Here is a 23807-nt window from a genome sequence, read left to right as displayed (position 1 = left end):
ATGATGAAGACCACGAAGATCCAGGGCCTGATGCTTGCATCCGGCTTGGCGACCCTCGCGCTCATGCAGCCAGCAATGGCGCTCGACGCGCAGACGTTCGTCGACCGCCTTGCAGCAGTCTACAAGGTCGGGGGCTATGACATTACGTTTGGCACCGCCACCCTGGATGGTACCACCATCACCGTCGATGGTGCCACCGTTGCCGTGGCCGGCATGGAAGGCGACCCGCTCACCATCGATACCGAACTGACCTTTACCGGCGTTGCCGACGCCGATGATGGCGGCTTCACGGCTGAAGCGCTGACCGTTCCCGATATCGACACCGACTTTGCCGAAGAACCGACGGGCCACCTGACACTGACCGACATTTCCGCCACGGACATCTATCTGCCGCCCGAGGACAAGGTGAACATGACCGCCCTCCTCGCTTCGGTGGGCAGCGTTTCGACCGGTCCGCTCAAGATCACGCGCGACGGCGCCGATTTCCTTTCGATCGACTCGATCGAGGCGACGAACGAATTCACCTATGACGATGCCGACGCCGTCACCGACATTGCCTCGACCTTCGACATCACCGGCATCTGGGCCGACTTGACCTCCATGGCCGAGGAAGACCCGCAGGCCGGCCCGGTGATCCAGGCGCTTGGCCTGACCGAAATCAACGGCAATATCAGCGAGAAGATGACCTGGGGCCTGGCTGACGGCCACATGGTGATCGACGAGTTCTTGCTCGATTTCGCCGATGTCGGCGCGATCAACTTCAAGATGGACATGTCGGGCCTGACCCCTGCCGTGTTCGAAAAGATCAATGCCATGGAAACGGCAAAGCCGGACGCGACGCCGGAAGAGCAGCAGGCCCAGCAGATGATGGTGGGCATGGAACTGCTCCAGGCCGTGACGCTGACGAGCTCGAGCCTGCGCTATGACGATGCCGGTCTTGCACCAAAGCTGCTCGACCTCTTCGCCAGCCAGTCCGGTGCCGATCGCGCTGCCTTCGTCGAAAGCCTCAAGGCCATGGTGCCGCAGCTTGTCGGCCAGGCCGGTGTGCCCGAGCTGACCGACATGGTCGTGCCGCAGGTCAACACCTTCCTCGATGACCCCAAGAGCATCGAAGTTGCCGTCAAGCCGGCGACCCCGACCACCCTCTTGGTTCTGAGCGCTGCTGCCGCCAACCCAGCCAGCCTGATCTCGGCTCTCGGCCTTGCCATCACGGCCAACCAGGCTGCCGCCGAATAAGCGCAAAACTTCGCGAGCCTCCTATGGGAGGCTCGCACCCCTGATGAAGCTTTCATCATTTTGTGCTAGCTTGGCGCCATGAACAGCCCTGCCGCACCAAACTTCAACCACATTACCGATTGGGTCTTCGACCTCGACAACACGCTTTATCCGCGTGAGTGCAATCTCTTTGCCCAGATCGACGTACTGATTACCCGCTATGTGATGGACGTGACCCGCCTCGACTTCGAGGCCGCGCGATCCCTACAGAAAAGCTACTATCGGGATTTTGGGACGACGCTGAATGGGCTGATGCACGGCCATAAGGTCGATCCCGAGCATTTCCTCAACACGGTGCACGCGATCGATTATTCGCCGGTCACTGCGCATCCGGAGTTGATCAATGCCATCCGCGCTCTGCCCGGCCGGAAATTCATCTTGACCAATGGCGACACCAACCATGCGCGCTCGGTGCTGGGGCGTCTCGGCGGGCCCGACTTGTTCGAAGACGTGCACGATATCCGCGCCATGACCTTCGTGCCCAAGCCGCATAAGCAGGCCTATGACGGGTTCCTTGGCCGCTATGGGATCGACCCGACCAAGGCGGTGATGTTCGACGACCTCGAAAAAAACCTGGTCGTGCCGCACGAGATCGGAATGGCGACGGTACAGGTGGTGCCGGGCGCCGAGTTTGCGCATGACCAGGTGGAAGCCTGGGAGCTGGGCCAGACGACCGGCCCACATGTGCACCACGTGACTGGCGATCTCGCAGGGTTTTTGCGCAATCTGCGCTGAGCGCTACATGCTGTTGAGATGCAAAATATTGCCGTCGGGGTCCTTGAACCAGACCATGGCGAAATCGCCGGCGCGGTGGATGCCGTCGGCATAGTCCATGCCGTCATAGCGCTCGAAGGTGACGCCCTTTTCGGCGAGGCGCCGGGTGATCGCCTCGATTTCGTCGCCGACGCCCCAGACGACAGCATTGGCCTGATTGGTGCCGGCAAAGTCCGAGACATAGACGACGAGTGCTGTCTTGCCGGTCTTGAACTGCAGCACCTGATCGCCATCGCTCGTCAATTCGAGTTCGAGCACATCGCGATAAAAGCGGCGCGCGCGGTCGATATCTTTGACCGCAACGATGGCGGCGCTGTCTTTGTCCTTGAGCATTGGTTCCTCCTCCATGCGTTCCGAGGGAACGTTTGTCGGGGAGCGCGGTTGCCTACTCGCCTAATCTGCGGCGCCCAACTAGAATACTGTCATGACCGATCTTCCAGGGCGCCGACCACCGCCCATTCCCGAACAATCTCCGACTTTCAGGCAGCGGCTGGACAATCTCCGGCATCTGGGGCGGCTCGTCGCGCAGATCTGGCGCACCAGTCGGACGATGACGGCCGCCAGCATTGGCCTCCGGCTCATCGCAGCACTGCAACCGATTGCTGTGCTCTATGCCGCCAAGCTGATCGTCGACGAGGTTGTGCGGCTTTCCGCGCTGACGCCGCCCGGGCCGGACTGGACCGATTGGTGGAATGCGGGGCTCTTGAACCCGATCCTCTTGCTGCTGCTCCTCGAAATGGCGCTGGTGCTCGGCAATGATGTCATTGCGCGCGGCATCGGGCTCGTCGATTCCATCCTCTCTGAACTTCATTCCAACCAGGTCAGTGTCGAGCTGATGGGGCATGCTGCCAAGCTCGACCTCATGCACTTCGAAAGCGCGGAATATCAGGACCGGCTGGAGCGGGCGCGGCGGCAGGCGGCGGGGCGCAATGCGCTGCTGAGCCAGCTCTTCGGCCAGGCGCAGGACATGATCACCGTCGTGACGCTGGCGGCGGGCCTCTTCGTTTACGCGCCGTGGCTGATCCTCTTGCTGCCCTTGAGTTTCGTGCCCTCAATCTGGGGCGAAACGCGGTTCAACACCATGGCCTATATGGTCAGCCGTTGGCGGACGCCGGAGCGGCGCGAACTCGAATATATCCGCTATATCGGGGCCAGCGCCGAGACGGCCAAGGAAATCAAGCTTTTCGGGCTCGGTGAGTTTCTGATCGAGCGGTTCCGCAAGCTCGCGCATGACATTTTCATCGAGAACCGGCGCATCGCCATTTTGCGCAATGGCTGGGGCGCGTTGTTCGGGGCGATCGCCACCCTCGCCTATTACGCCGCCTATGCCTTTATCGTCTGGCGCACCATTGCCGGCGAGTTCACCATCGGCGATCTGGCCTTTTTGTCCGGCTCGTTCCTCAGGCTCAATGGGCTGTTCCAAAAGATCCTGCTCGGCTTTACCGCCATTGCGGGCCAGTCGATGTTCCTCGACGATCTCTTTTCCTTCTTCGAGATCGAGCCGACTGTCTTGGCGCCGGCCAGCCCAAAACCGTTTCCGGTGCCGATCCGGGATGGCGTGCGCTTTGAAAATGTCGGCTTCCGCTATCCCGAGGCTGAGAATTGGGTCGTCCGCAATCTGTCCTTCACGCTGAAGGCGGGGGAGACTCTAGCGCTGGTCGGCGAGAATGGCGCGGGCAAGACGACGATCGTGAAGCTGCTTGCGCGGCTTTACGACCCGAGCGAGGGGCGCATCACCATCGATGGTGTCGATCTCAAGGATATGGCGCCACGCGATATCCACGCCCATCTCGGCGTCATCTTCCAGGACTTCATCCGCTATAGTTTTACCGCGCGCGACAACATCGGCGTGGGGCGGATCGAGGATAAGGACGATCAGGGGCGGATCGACGAGGCGGCGGAACAGAGCCTTGCCGATGCCGTCATCGCCAAGCTGCCCAAGGGCTATGACCAGCAATTGGGGCGGCTCTTCAAGCAGGGGCGCGATCTCTCGGGCGGGGAATGGCAGAAGGTCGCCATTGCGCGCTCCTATATGCGCGACAGCGAGCTGATCATTCTCGACGAGCCGACGGCAGCGCTCGACGCCAAGGCGGAAGCAGAGGTGTTTTCGCGCTTCAAGGGGCTGGCGAGCGGCAAGACGGCGGTCATCATCTCGCACCGGTTTTCGACCGTGCGCATGGCCGATCGCATTCTAGTCTTGGAGCACGGCGCTATTCTCGAGGCCGGCACGCATGAAGAGCTGCTGGCTTTGGGCGGGCGCTATGCGGAGCTCTTCGAATTGCAGGCGGCGGGTTATCGCTGAGCGTTGAGAAACGCGATCATGCCCTCGGCGGCGGCACGGCCGGTGGCGAGGCACGCGGTGAGGAGATAGCCGCCGGTGGGCGCTTCCCAATCGATCATCTCGCCGGCGACGAACGTGCCGGGGAGCGCCTTGAGCATGAAGTTTTCGTCCAAGGCGCTAAAGGCAACGCCCCCGGCCGAGGAAATGGCTTCGGCAATTGGGCGGGTGCGCTCGAGCGTGATCGGCACGGCCTTTATGGCTGCAGCGAGCGCAATGGGGTCGAGCGCGTTGGCGTTTGGAAAACACTCGCGGAGGAGCGCAGCCTTCACTGGATCGAGTCCCGCACCTTTGCGGATGCGGTTGGCAAAGCTCAATTTAGTGGGCTGACGCGCAAGATCGGCGGCTAGGCGCTCCGTTGAGCGGCCCGGCATGAGATCGACCGTGAGGACAGCTGTGCCCTTGCCGATGAGTTCATCGCGGAGGGTCGCGGCATGGGCATAGACCAGGCTGCCCTCGACGCCCCAGCGCGTAACGACGAACTCGCCCGGGATGGTACCGGCAGCACTGGTGGCGGTCACCGATTTCAACGGCTGGCCGGCGAAGCGCTCGATAAAGAAAGAGCTCCAATCAACGTCGAAACCGCAATTGGCGGGGAGGAAAGGCGCGATCTCGACCCCATTCATGCGAAGGGGTTCGACCCATGCAGCATCGGAGCCAAGACGCGGCCAGGAGGCGCCGCCGAGGGCGAGGAGAACGGCATCGAATTGGTGGCGCTCTTCGCCGGCCCGGGTTTGGAAGGTGAGGCTGTCGCCGTCGAACCCGGCCCAGCGGCATTGGGTGCGGATGGTGACGCCAAGATCTTGCAGCCGTGCGAGCCAGGCCCTCAAGAGCGGCGAGGCTTTCATGGCTTTGGGGAAAACGCGGCCGGAGGAACCGACAAAGGTTTCGACGCCAAGGCCAGCGCACCAAGTCCGGACGTCCTCGCCGGTGAAGCTATTGAGTGCGTTTTCGAGCATTGGACGGGCAGCACCGTACCGGTCGAGCAAAGCGGAATGGCTTTCGGCATGGGTGATGTTGAGCCCGGATTTACCGGCCATCAGGAATTTGCGCCCGACTGTAGGCATGGAATCGAAGACGGTAACGGTGTAACCGGCGCTCCCCAGCACTTCGGCCGCCATAAGCCCCGCAGGTCCGCCCCCGATGATTCCGACCTTGTTCAAACCGCGGCTCCAGAAAATTGAGGCCGATGCATAACCAGTTTCGTGGGCTGCGGCTATGGCATCGTCTGGCGCCGAGGAAAGGCAGAGGCTAGTGTCGGCGCACCTTTTCTTCCAAGACCATCCATGATCACCTGTTTCGATATTGGCGGCACGACGATCAAAGCCGCAACCGCGACGACTCCTGATTCCCTTATCCATCTCGGCCGCCAGCCGACGCCAACGCAGGATTTCGAGGTCTTCGTTGCTGTCATCGCTGGTTTCGTAGCCAAAGGCGGCGCGCCGGCGGGATCGCCGATTGCCATTTCCATCACCGGCGTGGTCGATCCGCAGACGGGTCTGGTCACCTGCGCCAACATTCCCTGTATCGACGGAAAAGTGCTGTCCGACGAACTGGCTAAGCGGCTCGATCGCCCCGTGACCGTCGCCAATGACGCCGATTGCTTTGTGCTAGCGGAGGCGACATCGGGCGCCGGTCGCGGACATCGCGTGGTGTTCGGCGCAATTCTCGGGACCGGTGTTGGCGGCGGCTTCGTCGTCGATCAAAAGCCGCATCCCGGCGCAGGTGGGCTCGGCGGCGAATGGGGGCATGGGACGATCGTTGCGACCAAGGTCGATGTCGCGCCCTACGATTTGCCGCACTTTGCCTGTGGCTGTGGCCTCTCGGGTTGCCTCGACACCGTCGGCGGCGCACGAGGCATGGAAAGGCTGCATCGGCATCTTCATAGCGCGAAACTGCCGAGCACCAGCATCGTGGACGCGTGGTCGGCCGGCGATAGCGCAGCGTCTCAGACAATCGATCTTTTCATCGCCCTCCTCGCGCAGCCGCTGGCGCTGGTGGTCAATATCATCGGACCAGACATCGTGCCGGTGGGCGGTGGGCTCGGCAATAGTCGTGAACTGATCGCGCACATCGACGCCGCGGTGCGGCCACGCATTCTCCGGCATCTCGATCGGCCGCTAATCGTTCCAGCGGAACTGACAGCCGATGCGGGTCTGGTTGGCGCCGCGGCGCTTGGGCTGGGAGCTGGCGCATGACTATTCTCGAAGTGTGCATCGACAGCACCGAAGGACTGGGCGTGGCGCAAGCCAATGGTGCCGACCGGGTGGAGCTCTGCTCGGCGCTGGAACTCGGCGGTTTGACCCCGAGCATCGGTTTGGTGACTTTGGCTGCACGCGCCGGGATTTCGGCGCGCGCAATGATCCGCCCACGCGCTGGCGACTTCGTCTTTGACCGCGATGAAATTACGCAAATGATCGCTGAGATCGATGCGATCCGAGAAACAGGGATCGAAGGCGTCGTGTTGGGCGCAAGCCATGCAGATGGGCGCCTCGATATTGAGACGCTGACGCAACTCTCGGAACGGAGCAAGGGTCTGAAGAAAACCCTCCATCGGGCCTTCGATCTGGTGCCCGATTTGGAAGAGGCGATCGAGCCGGCAATTACGCTCGGTTTCGACACCATCCTGACCTCGGGCCGCGCCCACACGGCGCTCGAAGGCATCCAAGATCTTGCACGAGCGCACCAAATAGCTGCCGGGCGCATTGCCATCATGCCCGGCGCGGGCATCAGCGCCGCTAACGTCCGCAGCCTTCTGAAGAATGCGCCTTTTGCCGCCATTCATGGCTCTTGCTCAGCACCGGCGAAGGCAGACAATCAATTGGCAGCAAAACTAGGATTTACGAGCTTAAATCGCCGAACAACCTCTGCAAAATCTGTAGCAGACTTGAAAACAGCACTTCGACTTTAGGGTAAGGCCTTGTTTTTCTTGAGATATGGCCGATTTATAAGTGTTTCACCATACATTAAGAGGAAAACTACTATAGTGCGGAAGTAGACCGCAATTCGGCGACAAGAACCCAGAATAGGTGTTCGGCGGATGGGCGGCTTTTAACCAAGCCGTAACCCCACGGCGCACTGAAAAGGTATTGTCGCATGCGCATCCGCGGCAAGGTTTTGACTATCGTCGGCATCATGGGCGTTGTCGCTGCCCTGATCACCGGCATTGGCCTATATGTCGTGGCCGAATATGACCACCAGATCGAACGCCTCGATCACGCCTCCAAGCGCGCGCTCTATGGCGAGTCGCTCAATCGGCGCGTGACGGCCGTGGTCATGGAAGCCCGCGGTGTCTACGCGGCAGCCAATACCGAAAAAGCCGGCCAGTTCGCCGAAGGTATCCTGACCCAGCTCGACGAAATGGACCGCGTTCTCGATCTTTGGCGCCCTCTGGTCGAAGTTGGAGATGAGGCTGCGTTCACCGCCATGGCCGATAAGGCGGAGACCTTCCGCACGTTCCGCGCTGAAACGGCGCGCCTTGGCCGCGATGTCGACCCAGCCCAGGCCAACGCTCAGGGCAATACCGACGAGAACCGCGCCAATCGCAAGGCCTTCCAGGCCGATATCGATGCGATCGTCGCCACCGACCTTGCAGACTACCAGGCCATCCAGCAGGATCTGGTTGGCTTTGAAGGCACGATGCGCACTCTCTTGCTGGCCGTTGCCGGTCTCGGGATCATCGCCGGCACCGGCGCGGCCGTCTACATCGGCACATCCCAGCTTGGCCGGCCAGTTAGCCGCCTGACCACCGCAATGCGGGCTCTCTCGGAAGGCGACTTCGAGACCGAAGTGCCAGGCGCCAACCGCGCCGACGAAATCGGCGAAATGGCCCAGGCCGTGCAGGTCTTCAAGGACAACGGCATCAAGATGGCCTCGATGACGGCACAGGAACAGGCCGCGGCATTGAAGGCCGCCGCGCGCACCAAGACCATGGAAGTCTTCCAGGCCGAATTCGACGACGTGGTGGAAGCCGCGATGGCTGGCGACTTCAGCCGCGCGATCACCACCAACTTTGCCGATCAAGACATCACGCGTCTGTCGCAGAACTTCAACGCCATGGTGTCGAGCGTGCGTACTGGCCTTGCCGATGCCGGCTCGGTCCTCGGCGCGCTTGCCGATACCGACCTGACCCAGCGCATGACCGGTTCGCACCAGGGCTCTTTCCTTGAACTGCAGACCGATATGAACCGCGTTGCCGATACGCTCACCGATGTGGTGACGCGTCTCCGCACCACCTCGCGCGGTGTGAAGGTGGCAACCGGCGAGATCCTGGCCGGCGCCAACGATCTTTCCGAGCGCACCACGCGCCAGGCAGCAACGATCGAAGAAACCTCGGCCACCATGGAGCAGCTTGCTCAGGCCGTGACCGAGAACGCCAAGCGCGCGCAGCGCGGTAGCTCCACTGCCGAGGCTGTCACGCAATCGGCCGTGCAAAGTGGCCAGGTGATGGACGAGGCGACGGCCGCTATGGGCCGGATCACCACTGCCTCGGAAAAGATCTCGAACATCATCGGCATGATCGACGATATCGCCTTCCAGACCAACCTTCTCGCGCTCAACGCCTCGGTGGAAGCGGCACGTGCCGGCGAAGCGGGCAAGGGCTTTGCGGTCGTCGCCGTCGAAGTGCGCCGTCTGGCACAATCGGCTGCCGAAGCCTCGTCGGACGTCAAGGCGCTGATCGAGGAAAGCGCGCGGGAAGTCGATGGCGGTGCGCGCCTCGTGTCCGACGCGGCCCACAAGCTGAGTTCGATGCTGGAGGCCATGCGCGCCAATAGCGCCATGATGGCCGAAATTGCCCGCGAAAGCGCGCAACAGGCCCAGGCCATCGACGAGGTCAATGTGGCCGTGCGCCAGATGGACGAGATGACCCAGCACAATGCCGCTCTGGTCGAAGAAACCAACGCGGCCATCGAGCAAACCGAGGCCCGCGCCAACGAACTCGACACGATCGTCGAAGTCTTCCGCGTCTCCGAGCGCTCGGCACCTGTCGACGTGGCGCCCGTCCGCCGCCCGGCAGCAAAGGCCAAACCCGCGCAGGCCCAGTACCTAAGCCACGGCAATGCTGCGGTCTCGACGGACTGGGACGAATTCTGATCGAAATGCAGTCTAGACTGTAAACAAGCGGCGGCATCGGAAGGTGCTGCCGTTTTGTTTTAGATTTCAGAATAGACGCTGCGCGCCAGAACTATAAATCAGATCATGCGGGATCAACATCGTTAAATATACGTAAATTGACCTATATCCTCGCAATGAATCCGCATTGACCCAATGAGGGATCAGTAAAACACTCATAGCCGTCCATCCAATGAGGGGTAGGCCGGTGTTGAGCGTCAATGGCACCAGTGTAGTTTCGTGTGTTTTCAACATCGGTCTGTCACCGGCTAGATGCCCGCTAGCAGATCGCGGCGGTGCGCCATGAAGATATTGGTGCTGGGCCTCAATTACGCGCCCGAGATAATCGGTATTGGACCCTATACCACCGGCCTGGCAGAGGCTCTGGTGCGGGCTGGACATCAAGTCAGGGTTGTTGCGGGTCAGCCATATTATCCCGAATGGCGCGCTCGGCCGGGACACGGGTTTTGGAATTTGGAGCGGCGGGGACGGCTCGACGTTCTCCGCGTGCCGCATTTTATTCCGCGGCACCCCACTGGCGCGATGCGCCTTCTCCATCATTTCAGCTTTGCTCTCGCGGCATTCTTCCCAATGCTGTGGGCCGCACTGCTCTGGCGGCCCGATCGCGTTATTGCCATTGCGCCGGGCTTGATGGCGGCGCCTGTGGGTCTTGTTGCCGCGCGCCTGAGCGGCGCCACCGCCTGGCTCCACGTCCAGGATTTTGAACTCGAGGCGGCGGAAGCGACGGGGCTCATCGGGCGCGGTCTGTTTTTGGGGAAAATCCTGCGTCAGATCGAAAGGGGCATACTCTGCGCCTTCGATCATGTCAGCACCATTTCGCCGGCAATGTGCCGTCGGCTCGAGAACAAAGACGTACCAGCGAACCGGATTGCCGAGCACCGCAACTGGGCGGAGGTCGACCGGATCGTGCCGCAGGACGCGCCATCGCCCTATCGCGCGCTTTGGGGCATCGGCACCGAGCATGTGGCGCTCTATTCCGGGGCACTCGGGCGCAAGCATGGGCTTGATCTCATCCTGGCGGCGGCGAGGCAGTTATCTCACAGAGACGATCTGACCTTCGTGATCTGTGGCAATGGCCCGGACCGTGCGGCGCTCGAAGCATCAGCATCAGGTCTGCGCAATATCCGCTTTCACGACCTGCAGCCGATCGAAAAGCTTGGCGATCTGCTCGCTCTCGCCACCATCCATCTGCTGCCGCAGATCGCTTGCGCGCAGGATCTGGTACTGCCGAGCAAGCTGCCCAATATGCTGGCTTCCGGGCGGCCCGTGGTCGCGACGGCAAGGCCGCAATCGGCGCTGTTTCAGGAAGTTTCGGGCTGCGGCATCGCCACGCCTCCGCAAGATGCTGAGGCCTTTGCCAAAGCTATTGCGGACCTCTGCGATAATCCAGTGCTTGCGCGGCAATTGGGCAGCGCTGCACGCGCCAGGGCCGAAGCGCGCTGGAGCCGGCAGGTTCTACTGGCCAATTTTGTTGGCGACATCGAACAGGCCGACAAGGCAGGAGCGCCGGCCATATTGGGGCAACGGCCATGACGCTCGCCGTAGCGCTTTTTCTGGTCACTATCGCGCTCCCGGCGATGGCATTCGGCGTGCGGCACCAGCGCCCTGCCCTTTTGTTACTAAGCGCCGCTATTCTCGTGTCACACGGATTGCCGCTGGTATTTTTCGATCCGCGGCACGCCTCGGCGACGATGGTGGCCTATCGGGGCGAGGTCGTGTTGATGACCTTTCTCGCCAGCGTGGCTTGGCTGCTCGGCTACTGGATAGTCGCGCGGCCGCTTGAAGACGCCGGTACCATTTCACGTGGTTGGACCTTTGATCCCCTGCCGTGGCACATTGCCGTGCTGATCGGCCTTGTGATCTCGATTGGCCTCGCACCCGGCGGACCGATCGGCTTTGCGCAGGCCGGATTCTTGCGGCTGCCGGTCGAGACCCCGCTCTTTTCAGTCACCTATGCCTTCGCCTGTCTCGGCGCGTTGACAACGAGCCTTCTATGCCTGCGCCAGCTCAGCAATGGCGGGCCATCGCCATGGTTCTCGATGGTCCTGATCCTGGCCGTGTTCTGGCTTCTCGGTGGACGAACCCAACTCGCGATCAGCGGCCTGAGCTTTGCGCTGATCTATCTCGCACATGGCCGGATCAGATTGCGCCGCTTGATCGTGCCTGGTGTCGTCGTGGCAATCCTTGCCGTACAGACATTGAGTTTCCGCCTGACACTCCAGGGCGAGGAAACAGACTTTTTCGCCAGCCTGCCGATGACGCTGTCGCAAGTGTCACTGCTCGAGGGCTATGCGCTTTCGGCCCGTTATGCAGCCGAGATCGGGTTCAATCCCGGGCAATACTGGAACGTGATCCAGCAGGTTCTGCCGCGCGCGCTGTTCCCCGAAAAGCCGATGCAGTTGAGCCGGGAATTGCGGCTGATGGAGGCGCGCGATCTCCTTGGGGGGCTGACGCCCGGCCTTGCCGGCGAAGCCTTTGCGGCCGGCGGCCATGTCTTTGTGTGCGGGATCGGGCTGTTGTTCGGCGCTGTCTTGGCACTCCTCGACAATGCGTATGCGGCACTGCGCGGGTTGACGCCTCTCAGTCAGGCGCTGGTTACGGCGATTATTCCGCTCCTTGCGATTTTCGTTCTGCGGGGCGGTTTCGATACCGGGATTTTCAGGCTCGCCGTCATTCTTTTTGGCGCCGGCGTGCTGGCGGTCTTCCAATCCGCAAAACTCAATCCTGCACGGCTTCAGCGATGAAGCGGGACATGCGTCACAGGCTCACAAAGGGCATCGATCGCGGTGCCGGGATGCTGCGAGGCCTCTGGTATCGCCGCCTCTATCTGTCCTGGGTGCGCTTTGGAAAGTCGGTGATCTTTGCCGGGCCGATCCGCTGCCCGGGCGTCACTGGCACGATTGCAATCGGCGATCGCGTCTATCTCGGCGGCAATATCAGCCTTGCTGTCGCCGAGGGCGGGGAGATCGACATCGGACCTGATTGCTCGATCAACCAAGGGACGATCCTCTCCTCACGGCGATCGCTTCGCATTGGCGCGGGAACGCGCGTCGGGGATTATTGCAGTATCCGCGACAGCGACCATCGGATCAGCGCCTACACACCAGTTCTGAGGAGCGGCTTCCATAGTCGTCCGGTCTGCATCGGCGCCGATGTCTGGATCGGGCGGCTGGTGACGGTCATGCCGGGCGTCAAAATCGGTGATGGGGCCGTGATCGGGGCTCATAGCCTCGTCAATTCCGACATCCCGCCCCATGCCCTCGCGTTTGGAACGCCTGCTCGTGTCCAAAGGAGCCTGCGATGAGAGGCGCGCGGCATGTGTTCGGGCTGGGTATCGCCGCCGCACCGGCACTCAGTCTTTTCGCGGCCCAGACCCTGTTGATCAGTCAAGGCAAAACCGAAGCAGTGCTCGGACTCGCGCAGTTTAGCGGGATTCTAGGTCTCCTGTTCTTCGTCTTCGATGGCCAATCGGGTCTTGCCCCGGCCATGATGCGGCTCCGGCATGACGACGCCACCATCCGCGCAGCCTATCGCTTCTATCGGCTGGCCCTTTTGCTGGCCTTTCTTATGGCGCTGCCGGTTGGCTTCATTCTTTTGCCGGACCTGCAGTTTTTGTTCGTCGCTATTCTCATCTGCCTACTGCTGCGTCTGCGGCCGCTCGACCACGACCTCGACCGGCGCAATTGGCAGCATTGGGGCATGTTGGCCCAAAATGGCTGGATGATCACGCTTGCAGCAGTTGTGCTGGTGCGGGGCGAAATCGATCCGACGGTAGCCGGGCTCTCCGCACTTTTCGGCACGGCGCTCTATGCGCTGGTGCATGGGCGAACAAAAGGTGCGCCTCTCGAGAAATCAAGACGGTTCGCCGACATACGTCCGGCCCTGATGGACCTCTTGGCGCTTATGGCCGCGCAGGGCTTGGGTCAGATTTATGGGCGTGCGGTGCTTTTCGCGCTTGGTGCGCTGTTCTCTGGCCCCGTCGCGGCGCTCGCAATCTATGCCAAGCAGGTCTTCAACGCCGCGGGCATTCTGTTGCTCTACCTGCGCCGGCTGGAACTGAAAACCGCGCGGCCAAACATGCGGCTGAGCCTTTTTGGTCAAGCCGGGATTGCTGTGATCGGTAGCGTCGCGACGGTACTTGCTGCCTCAAGGCTCGATGTCGCGGCGCCGCTTATCCTCGCTCTGCTCGGCTGGCAGGTGATCGAAAAACTCTCGGCGACGGGCGTCTACGCGCTGCAATTGTTGGGTCGCCACGACGTGGCGTTTCGGAGCTTCGGCACAGTGATGGTCTTTGGGGCATTGGGCTTGGCGCTGGCCGCAGCATCCAACGCAGTCATTGGCTTTGTTGCCTTCGAAACGCTCGGCTATGGCGCGGCGCTTCTGTTCTGGGCAGCATCCCGACAGTCCACACGCTTGCCTGGGGAGGTGAGAGCATCATGAAAATTCTGCATTTCTCGACGCGCCTCGGGCGCTCCGCCGGTGGGCTTTATCATTCCGTTTCCGGCCTTGCTGCCGCCATGGCGGATCTTGGAGCCGATGTTACGGTGATGGGTGGTCGCGAGGCGCAGTTCGAGGAGGAGCGTAGCGTCTGGGGCCGGTTGCCGCTTGTGACTTTTCCGCTTGGTCGGGCGCGATATGGATTTGCGCCCGCCGTTGTGTCGGAAATCGCGCGGCTCAAGCCCGATATCCTTCACGTCCATGGGCTCTGGTCGGCGAGCACGATCTACGGTCGACTCGCGCCCAAGGCAACGCAGGTGGTGATATCGCCACGCGGCATGCTCGACCCTTGGATCCTCAAACGCCGGCCCTGGATCAAACGGCCTCATGCCGCGCTCTGGGAGCGGCCCAGCTTAGGCCGCGCGCATGTTCATGCGCTGACTGATCACGAAGCGAGCGCGGTTGCAGGCTTCATGCCCCGCCTCCGAGAGCGGACATTCATCCTTCCGAACGGCATCGACGCCACAGCGCCCAAGGGTGGGAAAGAGCGCAGCGGCGCGCTCTATCTGGGACGGCTTCATGAGAAAAAGCAGGTCCTAAAACTGATCGACGCCTGGGATCGGCATGCCAAAAAACTTCCGCTCACGATCGCGGGCTGGGGCACGCCGGACGAAGAGCGGCTGGTGGCTGCGGCCTGCGCAAAAACGAAGAAGGTTGGCTTTGTCGGTGCTCTCTATGGCGAGCGGAAAAGCGAGGCGCTGACTTCCGCGCGGTTCTTCATTCTGCCCTCGCTCAGCGAAGGCCTGCCGATGGCGGCGCTAGAAGCCTCATCCTACGGCGCCATTCCAGTGCTGACCGAAGCCTGCCACCTGCCGGACCTCGTCGCGGAAGGGCGAGGCCTCAAAATGAATGAGGATTTCAGCAATTTTCATGCGCTGGTGCGGCAGATGGAAACTATGAGTGCGGACGAGGCACAGCAACGCGAAGCAAGTGCGAAAGCGGCCACGCAGAAATTTCAGTGGCCCAATATCGCGCGGTCGATGCTCGACCAATATGTGCGGGTACGCTCGGGATCATCGTCATGACCGGGCTCGCGAAGGTTTCCTATCCCCTGCACCATCGGTTGTTCCGTTTGCTCTGGCTTGTCAGCTGGACGCTCTTCGCTGCATGGACGCCCACCCCGCTCCATCGCTGGCGGTGTCTCGTCTTGCGGCTCTTCGGGGCTCGCGTCGGTCGCGATGTGCGGATCCATGGCAGTGCCAAAATCTGGTACCCACCCAATCTGGTGATTGAGGACGAGGCGGTCGTCGGCTGGAATACGGTGCTCTATTGCCAGGCGCCTATCCGCATTGGCCACCGGGCAATCGTCTCGCAGCATGTGCATTTGATTGCGGCGACCCACGATGTCGACTGTCCGGATTTTTCGATCATTGCCCGGCCAATCGAGATCGATGCCGACGCCTGGATTGCCGCCCGGGCCACGGTGGGTCCGGGCGTGACAATAGGTCAAGGCGCGGTTCTCGGCGCCGCATCCGTCGCCTTTTCGAACCTCGAAAGCTGGACCATCTATGCAGGAAATCCGGCGCGACCGCTTCGCCGCCGCGCCGGGGCAATCACCAACCCATGGCCTGATGCGCCCCATGAAAGGCCGCAGCGACACGCGCATAGCCTCCATCGTTGAGGTGGAGATGATCCGAGCGCAGGGACCGCGGAACATAGCCCGCCGCCACATCGGCGCTGTCTTCCGGCGATCCATTGGCCCCGGCGACGAGGGCCGCCAGAAGATTTACGAACCGCACGCCATAAAGGCCCGCGAGTTGCCCGTTGAGACTGGCCTGTGCCGTTAAAGCCGGCGCACTATCCGCGGCGCTCGGCAGAATACTGCCGACAAGATAGCGATTGTGGCCGAGAGACTTGACTGCCGCATCGATATCCTGGGCGACCGTACGCCCCGATTGTGCGCCATTCCGCCCGAGCCAAAGCCAGGCTTCAAAGGGTTTGAGATAAAGACCCCAAGCGCAGGTGAAGCGAGAAGACGCTGGAGCGGCAACGACAATGCCGGCTTGGCTGCGCGTGAATGTCCAATTGCCGCTGGCGTCCGTGGTCATCACCCCATCGACCCCGGCAAGCCAGCCCCGCTGCGCGCCGGTATAGGCGCCCGAATTGTAGAGCACATTGACGGATTTTTCGGTCACGGCGACTGGCCCCGATGCCGGGATGGCGCCGCCGGCAACGGTAACGAGGATCGGCACGGCATTCATTCGGGCGGCGATCTGCGTCGAGGTTTGCCCGCCCTGCCCCTGCCGATGAACGATCCGGGGCGGACTGAACAGTGTCTGGGCGATGGCAGGATAGGTCGCTGCGCCCGTGCTGCCACCGGTCGCGCCGGCACCCGCCGTCAGGCTATCGCCCCAAGCCGCAATGCCTTCGCCCGACGAGAATGCGGCGAAGGCCTCCTCGTTCAAGGCATAGGGATAGAGCCTGATGCGGCTGATGCTGCCCGTCCAAAGGCCAGTGACCGCCGAACGGCCGCGCCCAAGCCGGATTGCGGCAAGCCCCGGAAACGTCCCGGCGAGGGCCTTTTGCGCCGGTTGCCCGATAAAGGCAGCGCGATATTCGCCATCGCGCGCCGAGAAGGCCACGGCGAAAGACGAACCGGCCGGGACGGCGCCAAGATCGATATTGGCCTGTTCGACCTGGCTCCCCGTGCCGCCAAAGGAGACGATGAGCCGCAAATGGAGGCTCGCATCCCAGATGATGCGGATGAAATTGCGCTCGAACCAGTTGGCGTTGAATTCGGCATTGTCATCTGCCTGAAGGACAATGCCTCCCGTGCCGCCGCTGGCTGGTGTCGTGGCTTCGATGATGCCGCAGAGATTGCCCGGCCGGAAGCCGGCATAGGGCAAGGCCTCCTTGAGCGAGAGATCATCGGCAAAATAGGTGCCGGTGGCTGGATTGACCTGATGGCGTACCGCTATCGATGCGGTCCCCACGCTGAATCCGCCACAATAAAGCGCGGCCGCTTCGGGGACCGTATTGGTGAGATTGGCGGTTTGCGCATAATTGGCGGTGCCGCCGCCGCCCGCGCCAAAGCCAAGGGTGACGCTCGACGCCGTGCCGCGCCAGACCGATCCGGTCAGGCGATAGGCCCGGCCCGATGAATTGATCAGCCCGGCAATGGTGCGAAAGGCACCCGAGCCGCTGCCACCGGCACCCGTAACGCGGAGGGCGCCAGAGGCGATAGCGACAGACCCGCCAACACCGGTCCAGTCAGTCGCGGTCCCGGCCGAGAAATTGCCATCAGCCAACAGTTCCTGCGCATCAGGGGCAACATGGGGCCCCAGAAACAGATGCCCCGTCGGCGCGACCGTGCCGCCTGCGGCGAGGCGGAACTGCGCCGGATCGGAAAAGGAACGACCGGCAAAACCATATTGCCCCACGACGAAATCAGCATCGAGCCAGGGGCCAGACGCCGCTCGGGCGCCAGACCGCGACTTGAGGGCGAGGCCAAGCCCATTGGTCCCAACCATCAGTAAAGCCCGATAAGAAAGCTGGCGGTGCTGGCAGCAAGGACGCGACGCACGCGCACCGGCAGGATGGCGCCGGCCGGAAGACCTTCAAAGAAGACTGACCCGCCCGAGAGCATTTCGACGGCGAGTGTGCCGGCTGCACCGACATACACAGCGCGCGTCGGTTGATCGAAAATCGTGCCATCGCTCGGCGTAATGGCGAAGGCGCCGGTCGCCGGCGCGGCAAGGTCGAGGCTGTGTGAGGAGAAAATATCGGCCATGATCGGCTCCGCTGAAAGGAATGCGACAGTCTAGGACTGGCGCTGATCAGCGGGAGCAAAGTGCCTATCGAAGCGGGCCGCATGGCCCTGAGCTAACGGGCTCTTCAGGCTTTTCGCCTAAGGCTCGGAGAGATAAAGCGGCGGGGATAAATGAAGATCTTCATCACCGGCACGGCCGGCTTCATCGGATTTCATCTGGCAAAGCGGCTCCTGGCCGACGGTCACACCGTCTTCGGCCTCGATGGCATGACGCAGTATTATGATGTGACGCTCAAGGCGGCGCGCCTCGCCATCCTGCAAAAGTCCAACAGCTTCTCGTTCGTCGAAGCCATGCTCGAAGACTATGCCGCGCTCGAAACGGCGATCACGGATTTCAGACCCGATATCGTCGTCCATCTCGCCGCGCAAGCCGGTGTGCGCTACAGCCTCGAAGCGCCCGAAACCTATGTCAGCGCCAATATAACGGGCACGTTCAATCTCCTCGAAGTGCTGCGCAAGACCGGCGTCGGCCACCTGATGTTTGCCTCGACCTCGTCGATTTATGGCGGCAATGAAACGGTGCCGTTCGCCGAAACCGATCGGGCCGATTTTCCGATGTCGTTCTACGCGGCGACGAAAAAGGCCGGCGAGGCGATGACGCATTCCTATGCGCATCTGTTCGGCCTTCCGACCACCTGCTTCCGGTTCTTCACCGTCTATGGCCCCTGGGGCCGTCCGGATATGGCGCTGTTCAAATTCGTCTCTGCCATTTCGCGCGGCGAGGCGATCGACGTCTATGGCCAGGGCAAGATGCTGCGCGACTACACCTATATCGATGATCTCGTCGAAGCGATCACCCGGCTGATGGTCGTCAAGCCGCAGAAGGGCGAGGCGGTGGACGTGATCGATGGAATGGACTCGATTTCGCCCGTCGCGCCCTGGCGCTCTGTCAATATCGGTGGCGGGCAACCGGTCGGGCTGATGTCCTTTATCGAGACGATCGAAACAGTCTTGGGTAAGACGGCACGGAAGACCATGTTGCCGGTGCAACCGGGGGACGTCGAACACACCCACGCCGCGCCCGCGCTTCTGGCGGTGCTGACGGGCTACAGGCCCGAGACGACGCTGGATATCGGGGTCAAGGCATTCGTTGATTGGTATGCGGATTACTACGGGCCGATCGCTTAGCGCGAAGCATAGCTCAACTGGGTAAGGGACAGCGACCATTTGAGCGTCTGCGGCTGCATTGACAGTACCGGGTGCACGGGAATGTGCCGGCCGCCCTGGCTGGCCCTGATTGAAACCAGCATATCTTCGAGCGCTCGGCGCTCCGCTCTGCCCCAGCCCGCGACAAGAACAACAGCATCGGCATGGCGAAGGATGTGCGAACTATCCGCCGGCCAGCGGAACGATGGCATGTCGATCACCGTCACATCGAAGCTCGACCGCGCGCTTTGGAGGAGTTTTTCCAAAATCCCGGTGCCAAAGATCGCCTCGGCCGGCAATGTACTCGGTCCGCTATTGATCAGAACGTTGAGCGCCGACAGCGGATCGCGCTGCACGAGGGACGGCACATCGGCGAGGCTAAGCACGCCGGACAAAACCGCCTCGAACCCGCGCGAGGACGGCACATCGAGATGCTGCCGCAGGGCCGCCGAGCGCACATCGGCATCGAGGAGCAGCACGTTTTGCCCCGCTGCAACAAACGCCCGCGCCACGCCGAGCGCGGTCGTCGTCTTACCCTCTCCCTCACCCGCCGACATCACGGCAATCACGCGGCTTGGCTGCCTGTCGAGCGAACGGGTCAGATGCATCTGCAGGCTGCGCATGGCCTCAGAAAATGGTGAGAGTGGCGCGGTCACCACTTGATCGGCATGGCTCGTACCGTCGGAGCGACGGGTCCGTAGCCGGGGCATGGCGATGGCCAGCGGCGCGCCAACAAGTGTGGCCAGTTCTGTCGTCGAGCGCACGCCGCTCGCCCAGCCATCGGCGGTGAAACCAATACCAATCGCAATAACGGCGGCGAACAGAGCCGCGATGAGGGCGGTATTCCGCACATCGGGAAAACTCGCCTCGACCGGGATCGATGCCGGGGCGGCGAGACGCGCATCGGGCAATTGCAAAGCGGCCTGCATCGTCAGTTCCAGCGCACGATGCTGGAGCGCGTCGCGCTGATTGCGCAGAGTTGCAAGTTGCGGCGCAAGGTCTGGGTCTGCCTCGGCTTCGATCAGCCGCGCATCTGCCGTCGACAATTGCACATCGACGAGCCCCTTTGCCCGATCGAGCCTCTCCGCCTTGGCCTCCCACTGCAGCTCCATATGCGCTTGCGCCATGGCGTTGGCCATGCGGGCTGCGAACGACGGCGAGGCAGAACGGGCAGAAATCGCGATGACCGGCGTCAGGCCTCGGCGATTGACTAAGACTGACGCCCGCGCCAGCTTGAGAACCTGCGCTTCCAGACGATCTACAGACGGACCTTCCGCGCGGGCATTGCCGAAAAACGCCAGGACCTTGGTGCGAAAATCGAGCGAGGACGAGAAGGCACTGGGGTCGACAGGCGCCACCAGCGCGAGAGCCCGCGTCAACACGGGCTCGGATCGCATCAGTTCGACAGCACCATCGACCAGAGCTGTATTGGGCGCGGTTGCTGGTCCGAGGCCACCCGGCTCGAGCAAATCCGAGGGGGCTGGCTCGATGACGACGAGGGCAGTCGCGGTAAAACTGGGGCGCAGGGCGAGCGCGGCGACTACGGGAACTGTGAAGAGTACAAGAAAGCAAAGCGCCACAATGCGAAATTGCCGATGCAGCACACCGATGAGATTTTCGACATTGTTGCGAAAAGTAAACAGAATATCCCCCTGCCACCCTCGCAATAGAACGGCATTTATTCGGATTTGACAATATAGCGCCGATCAAAACATTGGCGGCCGGACGGTCCGAATATCCCGTTCAAAATCACTCAAAAGGTGCTAGCGAAGGCGTTAGGCGCGCCGATACGGTCGTGCGACACACTCGGACCCAAAGGGCCATGTTCAACATTTTTGGCAAGCGCCCCCCAGCCGAAACGGCGCCGCGCATTCACCTCGAGACCCAGCCCGCCGTAATCTACGCGGTCGGGGACATTCACGGCTGTCTTGATAAACTCAAGGCGCTTGAGGCGTTCATTGCAGAAGATGCAGCGTCGATAGACGGCGAGAAGCTGATCATCACGCTCGGCGACTATATCGATCGCGGCCCTGCCTCAGCCCAGACGCTCAACCATCTGATCCGCCGCGCGCCCGAAGGCTTCAAACGGATCTGCCTCCAGGGCAATCATGAGGTCATGTTTCAAAAGGCCGTCGAACAACCCAAGTCCATGGGCGATTGGCTTGAGTGGGGCGGCCGCGAAACCCTGACATCCTACGGGATCGATGGCGATGCGTTCCGCTCCATGAGCGTCAGGACGCGTGGCCAGGTGATGCAGAGTTTCATCCCGGTAGATCACCTCGACTTCCTCAAGAGCCGGCCGATCATGGTGACAGCGGGTGCCTTTACTTTCGTCCATGCCGGCATAAGGCCGAAAGTAGCGCTGGAGCAGCAGCGGGACGAAGATCTGATATGGATCCGTGAACCCTTCCTCAGCCAGCCGCACGGCCTGCCGACGACAGTTGTACACGGACATACGCCGATGGACGCTCCTTCCGTTGCCGAGGGCCGGATTGGCATCGACACCGGCGCCTATGCCGGCGGCCCACTGACGGCGGTTAAGATTCTGAAGTCCGGCGCGATCAGCTTCATGTCGACGACCGCGCCAAAACCCGCGACATAAAGAAAAGGCCGGGACAAGCCCGGCCTTTTGCATCAATCCGCGTAATAGGACGAATATTTGTAATTGTAGGACCGGGCATTTCCCGGCTCTTGGGTCATCGCCAGAACCAGCGGCGTATCTTCCACCTTGGACCGATCGATGGTCTTGAGCGCGTTCAGCACTTCGCGCTGCGTCGTGCTGGCATAGCGCGTTAGGAAGAGGATCACGTCGGCAAACTGCATGAGATAGACGCCGTCGACGACGACGCCAGCAGGCGGGGTATCGATGACGACGATATCGAAGGCCTGCGTCGCTGCCTCGATGAGTTGCACGAAAGTCTTGCTGGTCAGCAGGTGTTCCGTCGGCAGATTGCTCTGGTTTGCGCTGAGCACCACCGAAATGCCGGACTGCGGATCGCGATTGATGATCGACTTGCTCTCTTCGGGCGAGATTTCGCCCGCGAGATATTCATGCAGCCCCGATGTCGATTCCACATTGAGCTGCTTGTGGAGCGATGGCTTGCGCAGATCGGCATCGATGATCAGGACCCGCTGGCCGGCAACACCATAGGTGCGCGCAAGAGCGAGTGCCGTCGTCGTCTTGCCCTCGACCGGCAGCGAAGATGTCACGAGGATGACCTTGCCCCGGCGCTGGCGGCCATCGGCGCGCGGCGCCGCGAGCAATTGATCAAGGCGCAGACGCACCCGGCGCAAGCTTTCCGAATAATGCGACAGCGGCGAGGTCACGACGAGATCGGCGGCGCTGGCGATATGGCCATCATCGCGCTTGTTGGGGCGCTGCAGTGGAATGCCGGTGATGACTTCACGGCGAGTGACTGTCTCGAGCTGATCCGTCGATGTGAAACCACCGACAAAATTGTCGACGACGAAGGCTAGACCGACGCCCAGACCGACAGCCGCGAGACCGGCAAGAACGAGGATCAGGCGCGAATTGGGGAAAGATGGCGCATTGGGCGGCGTTGCCTGCGCGACAACGCGGCTATCCGCCACCTGCAGGTCGGCCTGGGCCCGCAGGTCGTTTACACGCGCGACGAGACGTTCATAATTGGTCCGCGCCAGTGTCGAGTTCTGCTGCAGTTCATAAATGCTGGTCAGCACATCCGGCGGCAGATCGCTGCCGAGGAACCGCTGCCGCACCTGATCGCGAAGACCCGAGGCTTCATCCTGAAAGGTTGAAACCTGCTGTTGCAGCCCCTGGATTTCCTGCTGCGCCGTCGTCTGCAGACGCTGCTCGACCTGGGCGAGGCTGCCGCGCAGATCGACTGCATCGGTTGAATTGGGCTCAAGCGAATTGATCCGGTTCAACAGATCGGTGCGCTGCTGTTCAAGACCGGCGACGGCTTCGGACTGCAGCGAGCTGGCAAGCTGCTCGTAATTGAGCTGCTGAAGGCTTTGGTTTGCCGTATCGACGATGCTGCCAAGCCGCTGACGTTCACTGGTCGCCTGCGCAAGCTGCTGGCGGAGCGCCTCGATATTGCTGCTGTCCCCGGCCGAAAGACGGGCGACGTTGTCTTCGACGAACGTGTCGAAGGCGCCTTCGCTCTGCGCAAGCCTTGAGGTCGCTTCGGAAATACGCGGTTCGAGCACGTCGAGAGAATTGAGCACCGACTGCGTCTTCGATTGAATCTGCAGCGCGATATAGGCATCGGCTGTCGCATTGGCGATACGCGCCGCCGTTGCCGGTGACGCCGCTTCCGCATTGATCGAAATGAGATAGGTGAGGCCCCGGCGCTGCACCGAAATTGCACCGCGGAGACGCTCGACAAGATTATTGAGTGCTTCTTCGCCTGTCGGCAGCGTCGGTTCGGCAAGGCGAAGGAACGCCATCAGCTCCTGCCGGAGCCCGAGCTTGGGCATGAATTCAGGATCGTTCAGCAGGTTCGCGTCCTGGATCACGCGCAAAAGCGTCGGGATCGACCGGACGATCTCGACTTCACTATCGACCCGGGCATTGTCTGCAGCGCTCGACCCGGCGGCCAGCGCTTCGGGATCCAAGAGATCCTTGCGCGCCGTATCGACATAAACAAGCGTCGTTGCTGTATATTCAGGCTTGAGCGAGTAAACCACGCCGCCAGTGATCACGAGGACCGTAACGACCACCAGAACGATCAGCCTTATATGGCGCCGCAGCACCCCCAAGATCGCCCTGAGATCAATTTCCTGTTCGTCCATGGAGCACCCGCCGATTTTCGTGGATGTGTTATCTCTATGAAGTCAGCGCCGCGCAACCACTTTTCGGCCATATGAATAACGTCACAGCGCCCAAGTCATGGG

19 protein-coding genes and 1 pseudogene are annotated in these 23807 nt (G+C 61.7%); 14 read left to right on the top strand and 6 right to left on the bottom strand.

Translation table 11 applies throughout. The features are described 5' to 3' along the window. Positions 1-1236, top strand: a complete 1236-nt coding sequence (locus DevBK_RS17985) for a hypothetical protein (RefSeq protein ID WP_317186439.1) — start codon at positions 1-3, stop codon at positions 1234-1236. A 78-nt stretch (positions 1237-1314) separates the two neighbouring features. Further along, positions 1315-2010 (top strand): pyrimidine 5'-nucleotidase, encoded by a 696-nt coding sequence (locus tag DevBK_RS17980; protein ID WP_317186438.1) that lies wholly within the window; start codon positions 1315-1317, stop codon positions 2008-2010. 3 nt (positions 2011-2013) lie between these two features. On the opposite strand, the gene DevBK_RS17975 is transcribed toward DevBK_RS17980, so the two are convergent. Further along, complete coding sequence (locus DevBK_RS17975; RefSeq protein WP_317186437.1) at positions 2014-2382, bottom strand: VOC family protein; 369 nt, start codon at positions 2380-2382, stop codon at positions 2014-2016. 91 nt (positions 2383-2473) lie between these two features. Between DevBK_RS17975 and DevBK_RS17970 the strand changes: the two genes are divergently transcribed. Continuing rightward, on the top strand, positions 2474-4351 hold the full coding sequence (locus DevBK_RS17970; RefSeq protein ID WP_317186436.1) for an ABC transporter ATP-binding protein: 1878 nt from the start codon (positions 2474-2476) through the stop codon (positions 4349-4351). Here DevBK_RS17970 and DevBK_RS17965 read toward each other — a convergent pair. Beyond that, a complete protein-coding gene (locus DevBK_RS17965; protein WP_317186435.1) occupies positions 4342-5550 on the bottom strand; it encodes a TIGR03862 family flavoprotein in 1209 nt (402 codons plus the stop codon). The two genes, DevBK_RS17970 and DevBK_RS17965, sit on opposite strands and share 10 nt — an antisense overlap. A gap of 123 nt (positions 5551-5673) precedes the next feature. Between DevBK_RS17965 and DevBK_RS17960 the strand changes: the two genes are divergently transcribed. The 9 genes and pseudogenes from DevBK_RS17960 to DevBK_RS17920 all read left to right on the top strand — a co-directional run bounded on the left by DevBK_RS17960 (position 5674) and on the right by DevBK_RS17920 (position 15638). After that, positions 5674-6585, top strand: coding sequence for an ROK family protein (locus DevBK_RS17960; protein ID WP_317186434.1), 912 nt, complete (start codon positions 5674-5676; stop codon positions 6583-6585). After that, positions 6582-7298, top strand: a complete 717-nt coding sequence (locus DevBK_RS17955) for a copper homeostasis protein CutC (protein ID WP_317186433.1) — start codon at positions 6582-6584, stop codon at positions 7296-7298. Before DevBK_RS17960 ends, DevBK_RS17955 begins: the two co-directional genes overlap by 4 nt. Positions 7299-7483: 185 nt before the next feature. Further along, positions 7484-9481 (top strand): methyl-accepting chemotaxis protein, encoded by a 1998-nt coding sequence (locus tag DevBK_RS17950; protein ID WP_317186432.1) that lies wholly within the window; start codon positions 7484-7486, stop codon positions 9479-9481. Between the two features lie 321 nt (positions 9482-9802). Continuing rightward, positions 9803-11053: a WcaI family glycosyltransferase gene (locus DevBK_RS17945; RefSeq protein WP_317186431.1), complete on the top strand. Its 1251-nt coding sequence runs from the start codon at positions 9803-9805 to the stop codon at positions 11051-11053. Next, positions 11050-12264: a hypothetical protein gene (locus tag DevBK_RS17940; protein WP_317186430.1), complete on the top strand. Its 1215-nt coding sequence runs from the start codon at positions 11050-11052 to the stop codon at positions 12262-12264. The genes DevBK_RS17945 and DevBK_RS17940 overlap by 4 nt, the downstream gene beginning before the upstream one ends. 398 nt (positions 12265-12662) lie before the next feature. Then, a pseudogene (locus DevBK_RS21020) lies at positions 12663-12800 on the top strand (chloramphenicol acetyltransferase); the annotation flags it as partial. Between the two features lie 20 nt (positions 12801-12820). Further along, a complete protein-coding gene (locus DevBK_RS17930) occupies positions 12821-13960 on the top strand; it encodes a hypothetical protein (protein ID WP_317186428.1) in 1140 nt (379 codons plus the stop codon). Then, a complete protein-coding gene (locus DevBK_RS17925) occupies positions 13957-15042 on the top strand; it encodes a glycosyltransferase (protein WP_317186427.1) in 1086 nt (361 codons plus the stop codon). Before DevBK_RS17930 ends, DevBK_RS17925 begins: the two co-directional genes overlap by 4 nt. After that, complete coding sequence (locus tag DevBK_RS17920; protein ID WP_317186426.1) at positions 15039-15638, top strand: putative colanic acid biosynthesis acetyltransferase; 600 nt, start codon at positions 15039-15041, stop codon at positions 15636-15638. Before DevBK_RS17925 ends, DevBK_RS17920 begins: the two co-directional genes overlap by 4 nt. Here the strand turns inward: DevBK_RS17920 and DevBK_RS17915 are convergent. Both DevBK_RS17915 and DevBK_RS17910 read right to left on the bottom strand, forming a co-directional pair. Further along, entirely contained in the window at positions 15571-17487 is a 1917-nt protein-coding gene (locus tag DevBK_RS17915) for a hypothetical protein (RefSeq protein ID WP_317186425.1), read from the bottom strand. The two genes, DevBK_RS17920 and DevBK_RS17915, sit on opposite strands and share 68 nt — an antisense overlap. Beyond that, complete coding sequence (locus tag DevBK_RS17910; protein ID WP_317186424.1) at positions 17487-17747, bottom strand: hypothetical protein; 261 nt, start codon at positions 17745-17747, stop codon at positions 17487-17489. Before DevBK_RS17910 ends, DevBK_RS17915 begins: the two co-directional genes overlap by 1 nt. Positions 17748-17897: 150 nt before the next feature. On the opposite strand from DevBK_RS17910, the gene DevBK_RS17905 reads away from it, so the two are divergent. Then, a complete protein-coding gene (locus DevBK_RS17905) occupies positions 17898-18914 on the top strand; it encodes an NAD-dependent epimerase/dehydratase family protein (protein WP_317186423.1) in 1017 nt (338 codons plus the stop codon). Here DevBK_RS17905 and DevBK_RS17900 read toward each other — a convergent pair. Further along, entirely contained in the window at positions 18911-20599 is a 1689-nt protein-coding gene (locus DevBK_RS17900; protein ID WP_317186422.1) for a tyrosine-protein kinase domain-containing protein, read from the bottom strand. The genes DevBK_RS17905 and DevBK_RS17900 overlap by 4 nt on opposite strands. A 155-nt stretch (positions 20600-20754) precedes the next feature. On the opposite strand from DevBK_RS17900, the gene DevBK_RS17895 reads away from it, so the two are divergent. After that, positions 20755-21534 carry a metallophosphoesterase family protein gene (locus DevBK_RS17895; protein ID WP_317186421.1) on the top strand — a complete coding sequence of 260 codons (780 nt, stop codon included), beginning with the start codon at positions 20755-20757 and terminating at the stop codon, positions 21532-21534. A 32-nt stretch (positions 21535-21566) separates the two neighbouring features. Here DevBK_RS17895 and DevBK_RS17890 read toward each other — a convergent pair whose 3' ends face one another. Then, the gene (locus DevBK_RS17890) at positions 21567-23705 is read right to left on the bottom strand and encodes a GumC family protein (protein ID WP_317186420.1); all 2139 of its coding nucleotides are present in this window, start codon (positions 23703-23705) and stop codon (positions 21567-21569) included. Positions 23706-23807 lie beyond the last annotated feature (102 nt).

Source organism: Devosia sp. BK (assembly GCF_032907385.1).
Taxonomy (GTDB): Bacteria; Pseudomonadota; Alphaproteobacteria; order Rhizobiales; family Devosiaceae; genus Devosia.
Note: the sequence above shows the minus strand (reverse complement) of the source record. Positions and strands in the feature narration are given on the sequence as shown.